The 19,112-nt window shown below is 53.4% G+C and carries 17 protein-coding genes and 1 tRNA gene; 14 read left to right on the forward strand and 4 right to left on the reverse strand.

From position 1 onward, the window contains the following. Positions 1 to 29 precede the first annotated feature (29 nt). The 3 genes from RJP21_RS11935 to RJP21_RS11945 are packed head-to-tail and all read left to right on the forward strand — an operon-like array spanning position 30 to position 5,671. Positions 30 to 1,163 (forward strand): glycosyltransferase family 4 protein, encoded by a 1,134-nt coding sequence (locus tag RJP21_RS11935; RefSeq protein ID WP_310859487.1) that lies wholly within the window; start codon positions 30 to 32, stop codon positions 1,161 to 1,163. A gap of 4 nt (positions 1,164 to 1,167) precedes the next feature. After that, a complete protein-coding gene (locus RJP21_RS11940; RefSeq protein ID WP_310859488.1) occupies positions 1,168 to 2,490 on the forward strand; it encodes a metallophosphoesterase family protein in 1,323 nt (440 codons plus the stop codon). After that, positions 2,480 to 5,671, forward strand: coding sequence for an AAA family ATPase (locus RJP21_RS11945; RefSeq protein WP_310859489.1), 3,192 nt, complete (start codon positions 2,480 to 2,482; stop codon positions 5,669 to 5,671). Before RJP21_RS11940 ends, RJP21_RS11945 begins: the two co-directional genes overlap by 11 nt. Here the strand turns inward: RJP21_RS11945 and RJP21_RS11950 are convergent. Next, complete coding sequence (locus RJP21_RS11950; protein WP_160040141.1) at positions 5,661 to 6,686, reverse strand: YkvI family membrane protein; 1,026 nt, start codon at positions 6,684 to 6,686, stop codon at positions 5,661 to 5,663. The genes RJP21_RS11945 and RJP21_RS11950 overlap by 11 nt on opposite strands. A 166-nt stretch (positions 6,687 to 6,852) precedes the next feature. Here RJP21_RS11950 and RJP21_RS11955 point away from each other — a divergent pair, with 166 nt between their 5' ends. The 4 genes from RJP21_RS11955 to RJP21_RS11970 all read left to right on the forward strand — a co-directional run bounded on the left by RJP21_RS11955 (position 6,853) and on the right by RJP21_RS11970 (position 9,106). Next, on the forward strand, positions 6,853 to 7,449 hold the full coding sequence (locus RJP21_RS11955) for a DedA family protein (protein ID WP_160040139.1): 597 nt from the start codon (positions 6,853 to 6,855) through the stop codon (positions 7,447 to 7,449). A 161-nt stretch (positions 7,450 to 7,610) separates the two neighbouring features. Continuing rightward, entirely contained in the window at positions 7,611 to 8,183 is a 573-nt protein-coding gene (locus RJP21_RS11960; protein WP_160040138.1) for a xanthine phosphoribosyltransferase, read from the forward strand. Positions 8,184 to 8,267: 84 nt separating this feature from the next. Beyond that, positions 8,268 to 8,597, forward strand: a complete 330-nt coding sequence (locus RJP21_RS11965) for a hypothetical protein (protein ID WP_160040136.1) — start codon at positions 8,268 to 8,270, stop codon at positions 8,595 to 8,597. 293 nt (positions 8,598 to 8,890) lie between these two features. Beyond that, complete coding sequence (locus tag RJP21_RS11970) at positions 8,891 to 9,106, forward strand: hypothetical protein (RefSeq protein WP_310859490.1); 216 nt, start codon at positions 8,891 to 8,893, stop codon at positions 9,104 to 9,106. A 144-nt stretch (positions 9,107 to 9,250) separates the two neighbouring features. On the opposite strand, the gene RJP21_RS11975 is transcribed toward RJP21_RS11970, so the two are convergent. Further along, positions 9,251 to 9,676: a YhjD family protein gene (locus RJP21_RS11975; protein ID WP_160040132.1), complete on the reverse strand. Its 426-nt coding sequence runs from the start codon at positions 9,674 to 9,676 to the stop codon at positions 9,251 to 9,253. A 211-nt stretch (positions 9,677 to 9,887) separates the two neighbouring features. Here RJP21_RS11975 and RJP21_RS11980 point away from each other — a divergent pair. After that, positions 9,888 to 9,972, forward strand: a tRNA-Leu gene (locus RJP21_RS11980). 156 nt (positions 9,973 to 10,128) lie between these two features. Here the strand turns inward: RJP21_RS11980 and RJP21_RS11985 are convergent. Then, positions 10,129 to 10,695, reverse strand: a complete 567-nt coding sequence (locus RJP21_RS11985; RefSeq protein WP_310859491.1) for a hypothetical protein — start codon at positions 10,693 to 10,695, stop codon at positions 10,129 to 10,131. A 680-nt stretch (positions 10,696 to 11,375) separates the two neighbouring features. Between RJP21_RS11985 and RJP21_RS11990 the strand changes: the two genes are divergently transcribed. Continuing rightward, positions 11,376 to 12,251 carry a stalk domain-containing protein gene (locus tag RJP21_RS11990; RefSeq protein ID WP_310859492.1) on the forward strand — a complete coding sequence of 292 codons (876 nt, stop codon included), beginning with the start codon at positions 11,376 to 11,378 and terminating at the stop codon, positions 12,249 to 12,251. A gap of 203 nt (positions 12,252 to 12,454) precedes the next feature. Here the strand turns inward: RJP21_RS11990 and RJP21_RS11995 are convergent, their stop codons facing one another. Next, the gene (locus RJP21_RS11995) at positions 12,455 to 13,495 is read right to left on the reverse strand and encodes a LacI family DNA-binding transcriptional regulator (protein ID WP_310859493.1); all 1,041 of its coding nucleotides are present in this window, start codon (positions 13,493 to 13,495) and stop codon (positions 12,455 to 12,457) included. Between the two features lie 329 nt (positions 13,496 to 13,824). Between RJP21_RS11995 and RJP21_RS12000 the strand changes: the two genes are divergently transcribed. The 5 genes from RJP21_RS12000 to RJP21_RS12020 are packed head-to-tail and all read left to right on the forward strand — an operon-like array spanning position 13,825 to position 19,100. Continuing rightward, a complete protein-coding gene (locus RJP21_RS12000) occupies positions 13,825 to 15,039 on the forward strand; it encodes an ABC transporter substrate-binding protein (protein WP_310859494.1) in 1,215 nt (404 codons plus the stop codon). A gap of 16 nt (positions 15,040 to 15,055) precedes the next feature. Continuing rightward, a complete protein-coding gene (locus RJP21_RS12005; protein ID WP_310859495.1) occupies positions 15,056 to 15,991 on the forward strand; it encodes a carbohydrate ABC transporter permease in 936 nt (311 codons plus the stop codon). A gap of 17 nt (positions 15,992 to 16,008) precedes the next feature. Then, entirely contained in the window at positions 16,009 to 16,833 is an 825-nt protein-coding gene (locus RJP21_RS12010) for a carbohydrate ABC transporter permease (RefSeq protein WP_160040120.1), read from the forward strand. Positions 16,834 to 16,851: 18 nt separating this feature from the next. Beyond that, positions 16,852 to 18,153: an alpha-galactosidase gene (gene melA / locus RJP21_RS12015; RefSeq protein WP_310859496.1), complete on the forward strand. Its 1,302-nt coding sequence runs from the start codon at positions 16,852 to 16,854 to the stop codon at positions 18,151 to 18,153. Then, positions 18,150 to 19,100, forward strand: coding sequence for a carbohydrate kinase family protein (locus tag RJP21_RS12020; RefSeq protein ID WP_310859497.1), 951 nt, complete (start codon positions 18,150 to 18,152; stop codon positions 19,098 to 19,100). Before melA ends, RJP21_RS12020 begins: the two co-directional genes overlap by 4 nt. Positions 19,101 to 19,112: the final 12 nt, after the last annotated feature.

The following is a 19,112-nucleotide window of genomic DNA, read 5'->3' on the forward strand; positions in this document are numbered from 1 at the left end:
AGAGATTACTGGAAAGGGGCGGTTACCCCGTGAGATTACTGCAAGCACTCTTTTTCCCGCCGGAACAGCCCGGCGGCGTATCTTCGATGATTCCGTACATGCAGGAGCGTTTTCAATCCTCAAGATGGGATGTGGAAATGTTCTGGCTGCCGAAACGGATCCGTAACAAGGGACATGAAGACATTCGGTTCGAGACCTTCGACTGGACGGAATACGGAGACAGCCCTACCGTCCAGAAATATATTCAAACGTACCGGGATTATTTATGGTGGACGAAACTCCGGATCCAAAAGCCTTACGACCTGATCCACGCGCATCATCCGATCGCCGGCCTCGCCATGAAGCAGGTGTTCCCGGAGGTGCCCCTTATTCAGACCATCCACTCCAGCTACGAAAAAGAGCTGATTTTGAACGGGAAAATCAAGGCGGACGGTCCCGAGCACCGGTTTCTGGTTTCCCTCTACCGGGAGCTTGAGCTGAAAAGCGAACGAATGCTGACCGTGTCGCGCTCTTTCGCGGATTATCTGGGAGCTTACGTCGACCATCCGGAACGGATCGCGGTGACGCCGAACGGGTTCGACGAAAAGCGGTTTAAGCCGGTTCCCCATGAAAACGACGTCCCGCAGCTGATTACCGTCTGCCGGCTAGTTCCGGCCAAAGGACTCGACATCCTGCTGAAAGCGTGCGCGGAGCTGAAAAAGAAAGGGTTCGACTACGTGCTGCATATTATCGGCGACGGCCCTTACCGGACGGAGCTGGAAACGCTGGCTAAACAGCTTGGCATTTATAACGAAACGATATTTTACGGCTATACGCTTCATCCCGAGGAATTTATGCCATTTTTTGATATATTCGTTCTCCCGTCCCGGGCGGAAGCCTTCGGCTCCGTGTTCGCCGAGGCGGCGCTCAGCTGCCTGGCGCTTGTCGGAACGGACGTCGGCGGGATCGCCGAGCAAATCGAAGACGGCGTCAACGGCCTGCTCGTGCCGCCCGAGGATTACGTGGCGCTCGGCGAAGCTTTGGAGAAGGTCATTACCGACCCGCTGTACCGCTACGAACTGGCCCGTTCGGCCTGGGACAAGGCGAAAAGCCATTATTCGCTGACCCATGCGGTCAACGAACTGAAGAAATTATACTTACAATACTCCCCCGTGAAAGAGTGATGGAATGGTTCCGTTTACTTTCATTCATGCCGCGGACCTTCATCTGGACAGCCAGTTTAAGGGCGTCAGCGGACTTTCGGACGGGATACGCGCTTTTTTGCGCGAATCCACCTTTGCTTCCTTCGCGCGGCTGACGGAGCTGGCGATCCGGGAGCAGGTCGATTTTATCGTGATTTGCGGCGACGTATACGATGCCAAGGATTCGTCGCTGCAGGCGCAGCTCCGCTTTCAGGAGGCGCTGGACCGGCTCGGAGAGCACGGCGTCGGCGTCTACGTCATCCATGGCAATCACGACCCGCTCGACGGCCCGCGCATGATCGTTTCCCAAAAAGAGCATGTGCACGTGTTTGGTCCCGAATTCGAACGGGTTACCGCATGCCGCAGGCAGGACGGGCGGCCGGCGGCCGTCATCGGCGGCATTTCGTACCCGACGGCGAAGGTTACCGAAAATACGTCGCTTCATTTTCAGAGGAACAGGGATTCATCCCTGTTCCATATTGCGCTTTTGCACGCCAACGTGGACGGCGATCCGGCGCATGAAACGTATTCCCCCTGCACCCGGCGCGACTTAACCGCCGCAGGCTACGATTATTGGGCGCTTGGCCATATTCATAAAAGGCAGGTATTGCAGGAAAACCCCCACATCGTTTATCCGGGCAATATTCAAGGACGCAGCATCCGGGAAACCGGGGCGAAGGGCTGCTACGTCGTTCGGGTGGATGAGGCGGGAAACATCGGATTGCAGTTCCATGAGCTGGATACGGTCCGGTGGTACCATGAAACGCTCGCCATCGACGGCATGGAAGGCGAGGAGGCGTTTTATGCGATGGTGGAGGACCGAATGGAGGCCATCCGCAGCGAACGTCCCGGTCAGATGAGCGTCGTCAGGTTCGCCGTCGCCGGCAGAAGCCGTCTGCACCAAAGGCTGGAGGAAGGGATGGCGGAGGAGATTTTGCACGAGCTTCACCGGAAGGCCGTCCGCGCGGCAGCGGAACCCGGCGGATTTGAAGGGCTGGTCTGGATCGAAAGTTTTGATATCCGGTCCGGTCCGTGGATCGACAGGGAAACGCTGCTGGAGGAGGACAGCTTCCTCGGCGAGCTGCTCCGTTACGGCCGCAAGGCGGGCCAGGACGGGGAAATCCGCTCCGACCTGTTCGGCAGCGCCCTGCAGCCGCTCGCGGCAAACGGGGAACTGCGCAAGCTTCTGGCCGAAGTCGGCGAAGAGGAGCGGACGGGCTGGCTGCGCCGGGCCGAGGAAATGGCGGTTATGCTGCTGGCGGAGCATGGCCGGGAACGGGAAGGAGGCGGCGAACCGGATGAACATTGAGCGTCTGCAAATCCATGGCTTCGGAAGGATCCGCGACCGCGACATCCGGCTGCATTCCCCGATCACGGTGTTGGCCGGTCCGAATGAAGCCGGCAAAAGCACGATTCTGCATTTTGTCCGGGCGATGCTGTACGGCATACCGGGCCGCTCATACCCGACGGAACGATTCGAACCTCCGGGGGGCGGAGTTCATGGCGGGGTGCTGACGGCGAAAGCGGAGGACGGATCGACTTGGACCGTTTCCAGATTCGCCTCGCGCGATGGAGGCGCCGCTTCCGGCCGGGGAGAGCGGCTGTCCATCGTAAAAACGACAGCCAAGGGAACGGCCGTACATATGACGCAGGGCGATCTGGAAAGGGAGCTTCTTGGCGGCTTGTCCCGGGACATGTTCAAGCAGCTGTTTGCCGTCACGTTGACGGAGCTCCAGGAAATACGCACGCTGCAGTCCGAGGAATTGGGCAGCTACCTGTTCCATGCCGGGTTCGGCGGGGGCGCCGACATCGTCCGGGCCGAGCGGAGGCTGCTTCAGGAGATGGAAAAGCTGTACAAGCCGCGGGGGCGGGTCCAGGAAAGCGCCAAAGTGCTGCAGGCCATCGAGCGGCTGGAGCGGGAAATCGCGGAAAGCCGCTCCTATTTGGCCAAATATTTGGAGGCGGAGTCCAAGCTCAGAGACACGAACCAATCCATTGCGGAGGCCGACCGGAAACGGAACGAGGCTTCGGAACGGTTGGCGCTCCTTCGGAAAGCGCAGGAGATCCGGCCGCAATGGCTGGAGTGGAAGGAGGCGTCGCTTGAGCTTGCCGGGATGCCTGAAACGGCGGCGTTTCCGGAAGAAGGCGTGCAGCGGTGGTATCGGCTTCAAGCGGAGCTGGACAGGCTCAGGATCCGGCAGCAGGAGCTCGACCGGGCATCCGGCGCTTTAAGCGAGCGGCTCGGCAGGCTGCAGCCGGATGAAGGCCTGATCCGGCAGGGCCCGCTTATTGAGCGTTTGGCGGCAAGGCGGGAAACGATCGGAATGCGGATGAAGGAGCTGCAGGAGTCTGCCGGAGAGGAAGCCGTCTTGCAGGAGCAGCTGCACAGGGTGCTGCGCCAAATGGATCCGGGCTGGGGCGTTTCCGAGCTGCGGGCTTTTTCGGGCAGCGTGTCCGAACGCGAGGCGGTGCGGCGGTATGCCGCCGGTTTTGCGGGATACGACCGCCGGATGGAGTCGCTCGCGATGGAGCGGGAGCAAAAGTCCAGGCAATGGGAAGCGGCCGAAGATGAGCTCGGGCGGGCGGAAGCGGCTTTGCGCGAGAACATGGAGGAAGGGCGGAACCGTTTTGCGATGTTCCTCCCGAAGTCGAAAGCCGAGCTGCTGCCGTTATGGAACGATATCCAGTCGGGGGCGGAGCGCTGGCGCGAAACCCGGCTGGAGCGGCTTTCCCGACAGGAAAAGGAAGAACGCGAGGCGTTTGTTTCCGAGCGGATGAAGGCTTTTTACCGGAGGCTGCTTTGGGGCAGCGTACTGATGACGCTGCTTCTCCCGGGCTTGCTCTTGCTGCTGCGATCCCCGCTGGGGGCGGCGGCAGCCTTTGTGCTGTTGGTTGCAGCCGATATTTTCTTTTGGCGGGAAAGCAGGGGAGCATCGCCGAAGGCAGGGCGGGCGAAAAGACGGAATGAACGGGCGCTGCATGACCCTGATCGTGAAGCCTCCCGATTGTCTTCGCTTATCGCCTCTCTGGTGTCCGACCCGCTTACCGCGTCGGGCCTGTCGGGAGACAAATTTGAAGGAAGGCATCTGTCATTGTTTTCCGAGCAGGATATGGAATCGGCTTTGCGCGAGCTGCGCAAACAGGTGGACGCGTGGCTGCTGTGGCAGGACGAGCTGGAAAAAAGCAAAGCGGCTGCGCTCGCGGCACGCCAGCGGGCGGAGGCGCAGCGGCAGGAATTGTCGGCGCTCAGCCGCAAAATGGACAAGGAGCAGCGCATCTTCGCGGAGCTCGAGGGACAATGGCAGGAGTGGTTGTCTGAACGGGCGCTCGGGCCAACAAATTCGCCAGAAACGGTGATGGATCTGTTCGGCTTTGCCGAACAGGGGCTGGAGCTGGTGCGGCGTTTGGAGGCGCTCGGCCGGAAAAAACGGGCGCTGGAGCAGGAAATCCGGGCGTATGAGGAGGAATGCCTGCAGGTTCTTCCTGAAGACGCAGCCTCCGACTCGTCTCCGCTTCTACGGCTTGAAGCGGCCAATCGGGCATGGGATGAGCAGAAAAAACTGATGCGCGAAAGGGAAATCATAAGCTCCAAGCTGGAGCCGGTGCAGGAGGAATATTTTCGGATCCGCATGGAGATCGATGCCGTCATGCAGTCTCAGGAGGCATTGCTTGCCGAGGCGCAGACGGAGGATGGGGAACGGTTTTTGCGCCAGGGTGCCTTATGGGAGCGGCGCAAAGAGCTTGAACGGAGCGTCCGCCAGCTTGCGGTCGGCATGTTCAGCGGCTGGCCTTCAGACCGTGAACATACGCTGCGGGACATGCTTGACCGCCATGATGCCGCCTCGCTGGAGGCAGCATGCCGGACGGCGGCGGATGAGCTTGACCAGGCGGAACGGCAGCACGGCGAGCTGCAGCAGCTCCGCGGCAGGCTGCTGCAGGAGCGGGACGGGCTGGTGAAGTTATGCGCCCACGATACGGCGCTGCAGCAGCTGGAGGAGCAGAAGGCGCTGCTCAAGGACATTGCCGCGGAATACGCGGTGCGTTCCCTTTGCGCGGAATTGATCGCGAGAACGCGCGGCATTTACGAGCGGGAGAAGCAGCCCCGGCTGCTGCAGCTGGCATCGGCTTATTTCGGCGAGCTCACGCGGGGAAGCTACAGCAGGGTCGTGATGAAGCTGGGCGAAAAAAGGCTGCTGGCCGAGCATCGCGAGGCCGGCCTTGTCGACAGCACGCTGCTGAGCCGGGGAACGGCGGAACAGCTGTACCTGGCGATGCGTTTCGCTTTGGCCGGAAGCATGGAAGGCCATTTCGCCGTGCCACTGCTGCTTGACGATCTGTTCGTCAATTTCGACGAAGAGCGGATGTGTTCCGCGCTTGGTTTGGCAGGCAAGCTGGCCGGGGAACGGCAGATCATCATGCTCACCTGCCATCGATATATACTGGATGACATAAGAGAGACGCTGCCTCAAGCGGACATCATCAGGATTTGAACATCAGCTTGACCACCCAGAAAACCGCCAGGCATCCGAACAATGGATAAAGCACGGACAGAAGCGAACTGAACCCGATTTGGCTGAGCAGGAAGCAAATGAACAGAACGGACGCCGAAATGAGCTTCGGGGAAACGGCCATATGCTGCTGCAGTTGGAGCGTTACCCCGTAAATGTCGGCGACGAACGTGCTGAAAATTTCGAGGAAGATAAGCATGACGTAAATGATTTGAACGGCCGTCCCCAGGTGGGAGGCGATGCTTCCCATGGGGATTTCGTACTGCCGGATGCCGGGCATATGCGCCGATATGGCGATATGCGCCGAAAGCAGCATCAGCCCGACGCCGATCCCGCCCGCAATGCCTCCCCATTTGACGGCCGTTTCGCTTTCCGTTTTGCTCCCCAGCGGAACGAGCACGGCTTGGGCCAATACCAGATTAAACGCGGTGTAAATGATCGGCGAGAGCCAGACCAAGGCCGGATGCGAATCGGTGGACAGGGTAAGGAAGCGGTCGGCCGTCGGAAGCTTGACCGTGTTCAGAATGATGATGACCGACAAGGTAAGCATTAAAGGAACGACGATGCTGTTGATCTGCAAAATGGCATGAATTCCGTGCTTCAGCAAAAAGTACGTGCCGACGATCGTAAGGAGCAGGCCGGTTTGGTAATGCATGTTGAAATGCTCCATAAACACGGAGCCGGCCCCGGCAAGCATGACGCTGTTCACCCCGATCAGGATAAGCAGCATGATGATGCTGATGACGCCCCCGGCTTTCGGGCCGAATAGATATTTGTTCAAATCTTCGTAGGAACGGGCCGAAATCCGCCGCGACATAAGCATGATTTTTGTCCCGAGCCATATGAACAGAGCGGTTGCGAGCAGGATCGTAAGGGCGCCCCATTTGCCGTATTGGGTGAAAAATTGGATGATTTCCTGCCCGGTAGCGAATCCCGCCCCGACGATCGTTCCGATGTATGTAAATGCGATTTGAAAGATGCGTATCCCGGTTTTCATTTGGTTCCTCCCTGCTTTTAAGCGGCGCTATTGTGTGATTCGCTTAGTACAGGTTATGATGGGGATGTGGTGGACATGACTCGGGCGTGTCCCAAAAAACGGTTAGATCCCGAAGGAATGTCGTTCAGCCGGCACAGCATGAGTAAAGAGAGGTATATATAACGCTTTGACGGAAATTATGGTTTACCTGACACAATACGGCTATATCGCGTTATTCGTTTTGCTTGCTTTAGGGATTGTGGGAATTCCCGTACCGGATGAAACGCTGATCGCCACCTTCGGGGGCATGGTCGCGCGTGGGCATTTTCATTTTACCGTCGCGTTGGCCGTCACCTTTATGGGCAGCATGACGGGGATGATGATCAGTTATACCCTCGGAAGAGTGGTGGGCAAGCCGCTGTTGGAGCGGTACGGCAAATGGATCCGGCTGACGCCGGAACGCTTGAAGTCCGCGGAAGCCTGGTTTAAGCGGCACGGCACGTTCAGCATCGTCATCGGCTACTTCATCCCCGGGTTGCGGCACTTGTCTTCTTATATGGCGGGGATATCCAAGCTTCCTTTGGGGCGTTATGCAGCTTACGCGTCCCTTGGCGCGCTGCTGTTTTGCACGACGTTTTTACTGATCGGGCATTCGGTGGGATACCATTGGAACGAAATTGCGGTCATGATGGAGCGCTCGTCGATTAGAATAGGGATTCTGGTCACCGTGCTGCTCGCATTGACGCTTGCGGTGGCAGGCCTCATCTGGCGCCGGAAACGGTAAGCGGCTGAAATTGGCCGTTTATCGAGAAAATGGACGGAATTTCAATGTTCGGCAAGATCAGAAGCAATGTTGTAACCGGGAAAAATGCCGTTGAAGGCGGCAGGTCTTTTTTAACAGTACGATGATATACGTTTTTCTTATTCGGCTTGGGGGTTATTGGAATGGAAAAATTGAAGCAAAGAATTTTGGAAGAAAGCACGGTCATGTCGGAGCAGGTGCTCAATTTGGACGGCATATTAAACCATCAGGTGGATCCCGGGCTGACGATGGAAATGGGCCGGGAGTTTGCCGCCCGCTTTAAGGATGCCGGAGTCACGCGCGTCATTACGGTCGAATCCTCGGGTATTTCCGTAGCTTTTGCGACGGCGCTGGAGCTGGGCGTTCCTCTCGTGTTCGCGCGGCGCAAAAAGACGCTTTTGGCTGATCCCGATGCACTATGCGAGCGCGTTCCTTCGTTTACGAAAGGGATCGTCACCGATATCATGCTCTCGCGCAAATATATCCGGGAGCAGGACAAGGTGCTTTTCATCGACGACATTATCGCCAACGGCGACGCCGCCAGAGGACTCGTCAAAATTATCGGGCGTTCGGGAGCGGAATTGGTCGGCCTTGGCGTCGTTGTGGAAAAATGCTTCCAAGCCGGCGCGCGCACCATTCGCGAACAAGGGATCCGTTTGGAGTCTCTCGTCAAAATCGAATCGCTCGATAACGGAACCATCACTTTCACGGACTAATCGTCCATTTATAAACAATGCCTTTCAAGCGGCGTTCTTTTCGCTTATAATATATTTAAGATCACGAGAGGGGAGGCAGCGAAAATGGGGAAAGAACCGGTAAGCGAGCAGTATTTTGTCGATAAGCTGGCTGCGGCCAAGGATCATTTCGAACGCGCGTTGGATTGCAAGCATACGGAGTTCGATGATCTGTATCCCTACATGATGGAGCATCCTCAATTTTTCTGGTATAAACGTTACGTCGCATGGTCAGAACTGTTGACCATCGTACGTATGTGTGATGAGCTTGACTTTTCCTGGAAGGATTTGTTCGCCCCTCATCAGGTGGAGTATGTTGAAAAACGGGTGATGTCTTCAACCGTGTTGGATTATTGGTTTGAGAAAAACGACAGCAAAGAGCATGCGCAACGCTAGCCTAACCGCATCAATGGGGGATTCAGCCGGCAAGCCGCTGCAAAAGATAGGACCTAAATGAATCCATTTAGGTCTTTTTTTGAAGATTAAATTATAAGTTTCAGAGCGATTGCTTCCTTATATCTTAAGGAAAATTTCCGCTAAGCGCGGTCTGTCTTCCGTGAAAGTACGTCGAGAGACGTTTTCTTCATCTCAGAAAATTGACCTATAACTGCGATCCGACTTTTTTCGTAGCCAAAACTACACTTTGTCGGGTTGTTTTGTGAAATTGCAATAGGAAAGGAGGCGCAACGATGATTACCGACGAACAGCTTAACCACTACCGCCTTTCCGGAGAAATGGTCAGGGTAGTCCGCGACGGGATCGAAGACAATGACGTCAAAGGCATCGTGGTCGCTTGGGATGACAAGCACGTGCTGATCCGCCGCCGCAACCGGAAGGTGGTCAAGCTCGACCGGAACTATATTTACCAGCCGGTGGACGAGCCACGCATCCATCCCGAATCATGATTCATGATTCATGCCAGGATGGATATAACATGTATGTATGGCCGCTTGAACGATCGGGAACGTTCTGTCTGAACGGACAGTGCGATTCCCGCGGTGGAAGCGGCTTTTTTTGGGTAATTCGGGAAGCTGCTCCAAAGGAGCCCCTTACAGTGCGGAAACGGGCGATGAGGGAAGGGGATCTGGCGAAAAGCCGTTGGCGTCGGTCTCCGGGCGAAGCCCTAAATAAGCCTTCATTCGGGCCATCATTTCGCTGCGGAAGGCCGGCCACAGGATGTTCATTTCGCCCGTATACCCCCTGCAGACGTATTGGGCGCCGATGCCGCGCTCGTCCTGGCTTATTTCATAGACGCGGATTCGGCGGCTTTTGAATTCCCTTTTGACGCCCGATAGCAGCATCATGGCCTGACGATCTCCCCCGGCCACAACTTCCATGTACAGCTCCGGAGTTTTGAATACGCCGCTTTCTTCCATAATGCGAAGGTCCCGTTCAAACACTTTATGGATGAATTGCAGCAGAAGGTAGCTTTTGATCAGCGACAGCTCGTCGCGCGTTATGCCTGGAACAGACAATCGGATCACCGCCTTTATGCGAACTCATGTTCCTATTCTATCCCGTTTGCCGCGTTTTTATCAATACTTTTTGCGCTGGCAGTTGCTTCCGTTTCGTTCTTCCAAACAAATATAAAAAAATGTTGACTATAATTTTGATCCGTGGTATGATCTATCTTGTCGCCGCGAAAGAGTCGGAAACGATGAAATCAGCCAAGCGATAAATACATATGCGGTCGTGGCGGAATTGGCAGACGCGCACGGTTCAGGTCCGTGTGGGCTAACCCCCCGTGGAGGTTCGAGTCCTCTCGACCGCATCGATTAAAAACAGATCCGTAAATTCATTTACGGATCTGTTTTTTTATATCAATGACAACCTTATTAAAGCACTGGCTCAAAGAAATTTTTAATAAGGGTTTTTAATCAGAATAAAGAAAAGTCCCGAAGGCTGTTCTATAAACCGAAGAAAACGGTTAATTAAAAGCACTAAGCGGTCCGCTTTGTAAAATCTTATCCACATCCTCGTATCCAGGTGGGTAGGCGAAATTGTAACGTGCAGGAATTGCAAAAACATATTTATCGTTATGACCCAATTCGCTCGGTTTGAGAGCTGCTGCACCAATAAAAAATTCTTCCCGTAGAAGAGAGTCCCACTGACGGATTGTAAATACCATAATGGGTATATCCTGCCTCGGCGTTTGTGCGGTCCATCGAGGATCTCGAATCGAAAGGATTGGCCCCGTTTCCATAGACTTTTCCCTTATGTTTTTGTCCATTACGTTGCCTTCCCAATGACGATCTACAATGGAATAACCTTTCCAGCTTTCGGGTAGAGAAAACTGAAAACCGTATTGTTTATTCGAATACACGATAGAGTTTGAATCCGTGGATGAAGGGGGTGGATTCGGGCTTTGAGTTGGCGTTTTTGTTGGTTGATTTGCGGCTTCGGTTGGTTGGGATTGGAAATTTCCATTGTCTTTATTCGTGCAACCTGCTAATAAAATCATGGTGATAAGAACTAGAACAGGAAGCTTAATCAAAAACCGTCACCATCCTTATGGGATCAAAATTTCTAAAATTACAGACGATAACGAAGGTGGATCGTGTTATCTTCACTAAAACCTTCACTCCTATCTCGGGTGAGCAACAATAAAAAAATGATCTGTTTCCGATCAGTCTGTAGAGATGCTTTATGAGGGGGGAGATGGATTTTGTTATTGCGATACCTTAAAGGTGCCGGCAGTTCATTGTTTATTGGAATCCTGCTCTTTTTATTTACGGTTATGTTCAATCGTGATTATATCAAAACCCAACTTTTATTTGTCACATTGTATAACTACATTTTTTGTTTGCTTGGAATGATCTTATTCATTGTTCTAACAAAAACAAAAATAGGATCTAATCATTGGGTTGGTTCAATACTGTATATACTCTTGGGATTCCTTTCATCATTAAGCTTTCCTCCCCTTTATTATATATTTATCGCAGGATCTTTCGTTTTTTACTTCGTACAACTGACAAAAAATAATTTATTGTCTGCGATTTTGGCTTTCTCCGGCCCCCTTTTCTTGGTTGTTCTCTTCTTTGTGATCTGAAAAAAAGCGTAAAATCGTTATGACGCGACCACGCTTCTTTGCATTGTTATTCTTTTGCCCATTAATGTAACCAAATAGAAAATATAGTGTTATAGTTTTGATGACATGAAGTAGGGAGGTTCATGATGCTTAAAAAGTGGATTGCATGCTTACTTGCCTCGGCGTTATTGGCAATGCCTATGACATCCGTGACGAGCTTTGCCGCGAAAAATGCAATAAAGGATGTGACCATTTTTAACGGTCAGATTCATAACGGCCGCGTGCTCGTTCCGCTACGCGTGGTCTCTGAAAACCTGGGGGCCAAAGTGGAGTGGTTTCAGCAAGCCAAGGAGCTCAAAATTGTGAATGGCAATACGATCATTCGGCTGGGTGCCAATTTCGACATTGCCATTGTTGAAACCCCGCCACCCGCCGATGATCCAGCCGCTCCGCCTCGAAAATATATCGAGCTAGGTACGGCTATGCAAATTATAAAAGGGACAACTTATGTACCGTTAGCATTTGCCGGCCAGTCGCTTGGGGCGAATGTTGCCTGGAACAATGACTCGAAACAAGCGACAGTGACACTGAACGGAAAGCAGCTTTTTATTCATATGGAACAACCGGCCTTGAACATCCCCGAACAGCAAAAAATCCCGGAAGCGCGTTTGAAGGCATTGTCTGATAAATTAAACGAAGCAGCGACGCTATCGTCGACCAAAAACGCGAGAACACGCTTTAAACCTTACTTCACGGAGAAACTGATCCAATCCATGATTCAAAAAAAGGGATTGGGCACAGCAAACACTTATACAACACCTATCACTTTTCCGGAATATATCAGTCCGACGAAAGCTTTCCTTTCCCAGTCTGTCGTTTTGGCAAACGGCTTAACGGGCGAAGATCAGTATATCGAGGACCGGACGATCGCCCTTGTGTATACGAAGGGAGTATGGAAAATCGACAATGTTAGCACCAGCGGTAGGGTAGTGACGGCAGGGTTTGCAAAAGATCCGATTTGATAAAACATCGTCTTATTGAGCCATTCCCAAAGCTGGACCCATGTGGAACGTCGGCGGGGCTATCGGTGCGCGGCTGCTTATTTTAACATGAAGAGAAAGACCATCATTTCATCGTTTGAATGGTGGTCTTTCTGTCTTTGTAGCTATTATGGCTTCTACACATTAAGCTTCCTTCCAAGAGATGAAAAGGACTTTGTTAATGCTTACGGCTGCCCAGGCTGCCCCGGTACGCGCCAGTCGCTGGACTGCCTGAACATCGGCTCAAACGGCAGCAAAATTTTGACGGGCAGCGGATAGGGGGAATGGATGCACTGCAGCATCGTTTTTGCCGCAACAACCCCGATCTCGAAAGTCGGGATGTGGATGGTCGACAGCGGCGGCACCGTGTAACGGGACGGCTCGTTGTCGTCAAAGCCTATAATCGCGAAGTCCTGCGGGATTCGGAAGCCTTTTTCCGAAATGGCTCGCATCGCCGCCATGGCCATAATGTCGCTGGCCGCAAAAACGGCGGTCGGAAGCCGTCCCGGAGGCTGATCCAAAAATTTCAGCATCAGCCGGTAGGCGTTGTCCGGCTCCCACTCGGCGTTAAGCACATACTGCGGATGAACGGTAAGGCCCGCTTGCTCCAGCGCGATCTTGTACCCCCGGTACCGCTTCTCCCGTTCATAATCGCCGGAGAGGCCGGTCCCGCCGATAAAAACGATATCGCGATGGCCTTGGTCGATCAGATGTGCAACGGCCAGACGGGCGGCCTCGACCCGGTCGTACGAAATCGTCGGGATGCTCGGATCGGATACGTCGATCCCGACGATTTGCTTGACATGCTTTTTTACGTAGTCATACAGCTTTTTGTCAATGCCTTCAATCAGAATGATTCCTTCGATTTGCGGATCCTCCGTAATTTCCCGCAAAATTTCCGGCCGCTTCAAATCTTCCTGCGTATGGGTGAACGCAAGCTTATAGCCGCTTCTCGTCAATTCCTTTTCAATGCCGTCGAAAATAACCGAAAAGTATGGATGGTAGCGGCGATCCTGCATCGTCGATACGATGCAGCCGATCCCTTTGACGGCCGGAGACGGTTCCTGCGCCGCCGGCTTGACGGGATAACCAAGATCCCGGGCGGCATCCCAAATTTTTTGCTTCGTTTGGCTGTTGACCGAGCGGTTGGACTCATTGGCCAATACGCGGGATACGGTGGAGATGGAAACACCGACGCGTTCGGCTATATCTTTTAATGTGGGCATATTGGATAACCTGCCTTTTTCACGATGTCAGTCATGTTTATTTCCTGATTTTTGCGGCAAAACCCCACATCCTATGTTAAGTAAAAAGAGAAGCAAGGTCAACTGCGTTTTGCGCAAAATAAAAGAAAAATAAGAGAAAATTTGCGGCAAAAATTGAAATTTAACAATTGACGTGTTCCAATGAATGCGCTATATTTTTTCATGTGGACAGGAAAGGATTGGGATTGGAGTTGAAATAGGGGACGAAAGGAGGAGGGGTCATGCGTTTTGCAAGGGTTGCGGCAATTTTTCTATCTTTTTGCATAACGTTTGCAATCTCAGGGTGTTCATTGGGAGGCAATCCGGATTCAAACACCGACGACGGCAAAGTAAAGCTGGTATTCTGGGCCCATCAGGAAGACGCTTTTGTCGAAGCTTATAATAAGCAGATCGAAGCCTACCAAAACGAGCACCCCAACGTCGAAATCAAATTTCAAACTTTTCCTTATGAAATTTACAACCAGAAATTAAAAGCCTCCTTCTCGGCGAGGACCCCGCCCGACATCGCCGAAATGTTCGGCACATGGGTGCCGGAATATTCGCGGAACGGGGCGCTTGCCGAGCTTCCGAACGGGGAAGCGCTCAGCAAGGAGTATTATCCGGCTCCGGTCGGAGCCTACATGCTGGACGGCAAACTGTACGGCTTGCCGATGGAGTACAACATCGAAAACGGCGGCATGCTCATTCACCCGCAGATGTTGAAGGAGAAGGGGATCGAAAGCCTGCCCTCCACATGGGACGAGCTCGTTGACGCCGCGAAGAAGCTGACTGTGAAGGGCGGCAAAGGCATGAAAGTGAAAGGCTTCGATTTCGTATCCACCGATAACATCACCTTTACGTTTCTTTCGCTCATTTTGCAGCAAAAAGGCCATTTTTGGGGCGAAAACGATCATGTCGATTTTCAAACCCCGGAAGCCATCAAGGCGATGACGGCGCTTAAGGCGCTCGTCGCCGACGACAAAGTGGCGGATTTAACGACCTTTGGCGGCCAGCTGGATACCTCGGATTATTTTTTTCAAGGCAATTCCGCCATGACTTACCGCGGACCGTGGACGATTGCGGCGGGGCTCGACAACTACCAGGTGAAGGATTTCGACTATGTGCCCGTACCGTCGTTTACCTCGGAAAAACCGTTTTTTGCGGCGGAATCCGGCTGGGGGACGGTTGTCGCCCAGAAAAGCAAGGTGAAAGCGGAAGCGCTTGATTTCATTCAATTCATGGCGCAGAAGGATCGTCTTAAAGCATGGAATCTCGGCACCTTCACGGTTCCGGCCAAGAAGGAAGTGGCTGTCGACCCGGAATTCGTCAAGGAAAACCCGTATATGAAAACTTCGCTCGCCATCCTTCAGTACGGTCAATGGATTGGTCCGATCGCGGATCGCGACTATTTCTTCAAGCAGGTAAACGACCATTTCCAGTTGATCGTGACGGGGAAAGAGAGCGTGGAAGACGGCCTCAAAACGATGGAGAGAGCGATAAACGATAGTCAGGACAACCATAAATGATCGGAGTGTCTGGATAATGAATGAAGCGACCGTAATAAGCGATGACAAGCGGGCGGGATTGCCGAAAAAGCCTGTCCGTTACCGCAACGAACGGCGGTTTGTATTCGCTTTCTTAACGCCTGTGCTGCTGTTGTTCGGCGTATTTGCTTTCCTTCCCATTGGGTGGAGTCTCATTTTGTCCTTATTTCAATACAACCCGATGAGCGATCATGCCCGCTATGTCGGCGCGGCGAATTATTTGCGCATGCTTACGGACGGGGTGGTCCTGAAATCGCTGTGGGTCACGTTCAAATTCGTCTTTATTACCGTCATTTCCAATCTTGTCATTACGCTTTTGATTGCGATGGCCATTCAGCGGGTGCGGGTACGCTGGCTCAAGGATTTATTCCGCACCGTATTTTTTCTTCCGACCATTGCTCCGCTTGCCGGGACGGCGATCGTCTGGAGCACGATGTTCAGCTATCAAAACGGCTTGTTCAACATGATCCTCGGAGAGCTTCACATCGCCCCGGTGCAATGGCTGAGCGATCCGCATTATGCGCTGCTGTCGGTCATTATGATGACGCTTTGGGCGGATATCGGATACAATATCGTCCTTTTCATGGCGGGTCTTGATTCGATCCCGGAAATGTACTATGAAGCCGCCATTCTCGACGGGGCGAATCCTTGGCATCTGTTCCGCCACGTGACGCTGCCGTTGTTGAGCAGATCGACGCTGTTCGTCACCATTACCACCGTCATTTCGTATTTTCAGGCGTTTCCGCAGTTCCAGATCATGACCAAGGGCGAGCCCTTTAATGAAACGAGGGTGCTTGCGCTGCAAATTTACGACCAAGCCTTTTCCAATTCGAATATGGGCTATGCGTCTGCTTTGGCCACCTTGTTCCTCGTGATTATATTGATCGTCACTGTGCTGCAGTTGAAATTGGGCCGCACGCAGTGGGAATATTGACAGGAGGCTGAAAACATATGCGTCGTAAAAATGTGTGGGTCGATACCGTCGTCACGGCCGTGCTTGTGATAGCGGCATGTATCATGCTGGTCCCATATCTGTGGATGGTGCTTTCGTCGTTCAAAGGCAACATGGACATCATTTCGGGCTCAGGCGGCTTTTGGCCGAAGCATCCCAGCCTGGACGGCTATCGTACGGTGTTTGCGGACGCTCCCTTCGGCGTCTGGCTCTTGAACAGCGCCTTCACTTCGGTCATCATCACGGCCGCCACGCTGTTCACCAGCGCGCTTGCGGGATATGTATTCGCCAAACATCAGTTTCGCGGCAAACGGATTTGGTTTCTCCTGATCCTGGCTACGATGATGATTCCGTTCCAAGTCATCATGATTCCGACGTATTTGATTACGGCCAAGCTTGGGCTCGTCAACAATCTGGCCGCGATCGTTTTGCCGAATCTCGTCAGCTCTTACGGCGTGTTTCTGGCGAAGCAGTTTATCGAGGAGATTCCGAACGACTTGCTCGAGGCTGCGAGAATGGATGGGGCGGGCGAACTGAAGTTAATGGTCCGCATCATCGCGCCGCTTATTTTTCCGATGTTGTCCGCGCTTGGCATCTTCACGTTTATGAATGCGTGGAACAACTATCTGTGGCCGCTGATCGTGCTGAACGATACCGAAAAAATGACGGTTCCGCTCGCGCTGGTCTATTTTAACGGCACCCATGTCGTCAATTACAATGTCGTGATGTCGGCGGCCGTCTTAATTACGATTCCCGTCATCGTCGTGTTCCTGATTTTCCAAAAGCAGTTCGTCAAAGGTTTGACGATGACCGGCATGAAATAAAAAATGGAGAGAGAACTTATGACAAAAATAACGATTATCGGCGCAGGCAGCGCCTTTACACAAGAAATTGCCGTGGATATTTTGAACATTGAAGGGGTGGAGGGCGGTACGATCGCGCTTGTCGACATCGATGCCGACCGGCTGGAAATCGCCCGGAAGCTCGTCCTCAAAATCATCGAAATGACCGGGAAACGATGGAACGTCATCGCCTCCGTCGACCGCAGAGAGGTGCTCTCCGGATCCCAATTTGTCATCAACCAGATCGAAGTCGGCGGACTGCAAACCGTTCGGTACGAATACGAGATTCCGCTTAAATACGGCGTGAATCAATGTATCGGCGATACGCTGGGCCCCGGCGGTTTGTTCAAAACGCTGCGAACGCTTCCGAGCTGGATGGACATCGTGCGGGATATCGAGGATTTGTGCCCGGACAGCATCATTTTGAACTATACGAATCCGATGTCGGCCGTTACGCTGCTCACGTCCAGGATTACCGAAATCCCGGTCGTCGGCTTGTGCCACTCGATCCAAAACACATCCAGCCAGCTTGCCAAATATGCCGGCGTTCCTTACGAGGAGCTGCAGTGGAGAGCCGGGGGCATCAACCATATGTCCTGGTTCGTGGAGTTGACGCATCAAGGCAAAGATTTATATCCGGTGCTTCGCGAAAAAATCAAGGACCCCGATCTGCTGAAAAAAGATCCCGTGCGTTTTGACGCGATGAAATACTTGGGAGCATTCGTCTCGGAATCGAGCGGACATTTCTCCGAATATATTCCGTATTACCGCAAACGGCAGGATTTGATCGACCAGCATTGCAGTTCCGGCTATAATGGAGCGACCGGCTTCTATGCCAATAACTGGCCGATCTGGCGCAAAGAAAACGACGAGGAGATCTTGCAGAAGCTTGAAGGAAAACTTCCGATCAGCCTGGAGTCCAGCAATGAATATGCCGCGATTATTATCGAAGCGATGCTGAAGAACGAACCGAAAGTGATTTACGGCAACGTGCCGAATGAGGGGCTGATCCATAATTTGCCGCAAAACGGGGTCGTTGAGGTGGCATGCATGATCGACCGGAACGGCGTAAACCCTTGCCGGTTCGGCGAGCTGCCGGAGCATTTGGCCGCGCTCTGCCGCTCCAATATGGCATTTTTCGAACTGGCCGTCGGCGCCGTGCTCGAAAACGACAAGGACATGGCGCGGCATGCGCTTATGGTGGATCCATTGTCCGCCGCCGTATGTTCCCTTAAAGAAATCAGCGACATGTTCGAGGAACTCTACGAAGCGGAGCGGGATTTCATCCCGGATTTGCGATGAGCGGAGCGGGAAATGGGGGGACCGCCCCTACTGTCGTCATCGTCGGTGAATTGAACGTGGATGTCATCGTTACGGGCAGCGACGTTATACCGGAATGGAACCGGGAGAAAATCGTCGACGGCTTTCGGGTCGTCCTCGGTTCTTCCTCGGCCATCACCGCCTGCGCTCTTGCCAGCCTCGGGGCGGACGTCAGGTTCGTCAGCGTCGTTGGCGACGACGATTTCGGGACGTTCTGCATATCCGAATTGAAACGTATGGGAGTGGATACGGAACATATCATCTCCTTGCCCGGCGTGCAGACAGGCGTGACGATGTCCTTCTCCACGCCGTCCGACCGCGGTTTGCTGACTTATCCGGGAAGCATTCCGCTCGTCGGACCGGAGCATGTCCCGGAAATGCTGCTGATGGAAGCAGACCATCTTCACTTCGGCTCCTATTATTTGCAGGACGGAATGAGGCCGCATTGGCCGCAAGTTTTCAAGCGTGCACAGAGCCGCGGCGTCAGCACTTCGTTCGACACGGGATGGGACGTAAGGAATGTATGGGACCGGGAAGGAATATGCGCGTTATTGGCCCATACCGATTTGTTTATTCCGAGCGAGGAGGAGATCCTGCATATTTTCGAGTCGGCGTCCCTCGGCCAAGCGTTTGCCAAAATCCCTCCGACCGCAGGCCGCATTGCCGTCAAACAAGGGTCCAAAGGGGCTTCGCTGCGTGAACCGGACGGCACGGTTATTTTGGCTGAGCCTTACCGCGTCACGCCTGTCGATACGACGGGAGCGGGGGATTGTTTTAATGCCGGCATCATCTATGGGTATTTGCATGGAAAAACGGCTAAACCGCTGCTCCGCTACGCCAATGCATGCGGCGCGTTGTCGACGCTTGGCGTTGGCGGCACCGGCAGCTTGCCGACGGTAGAGGGCGTTGCCCGCTTGCAAGAGGGATAGCACGCAACAAAG

Source organism: Paenibacillus sp. VCA1 (genome assembly GCF_031583795.1).
GTDB classification, from domain to species: domain Bacteria; phylum Bacillota; class Bacilli; order Paenibacillales; family Paenibacillaceae; genus Paenibacillus_AQ; species Paenibacillus_AQ albilobatus.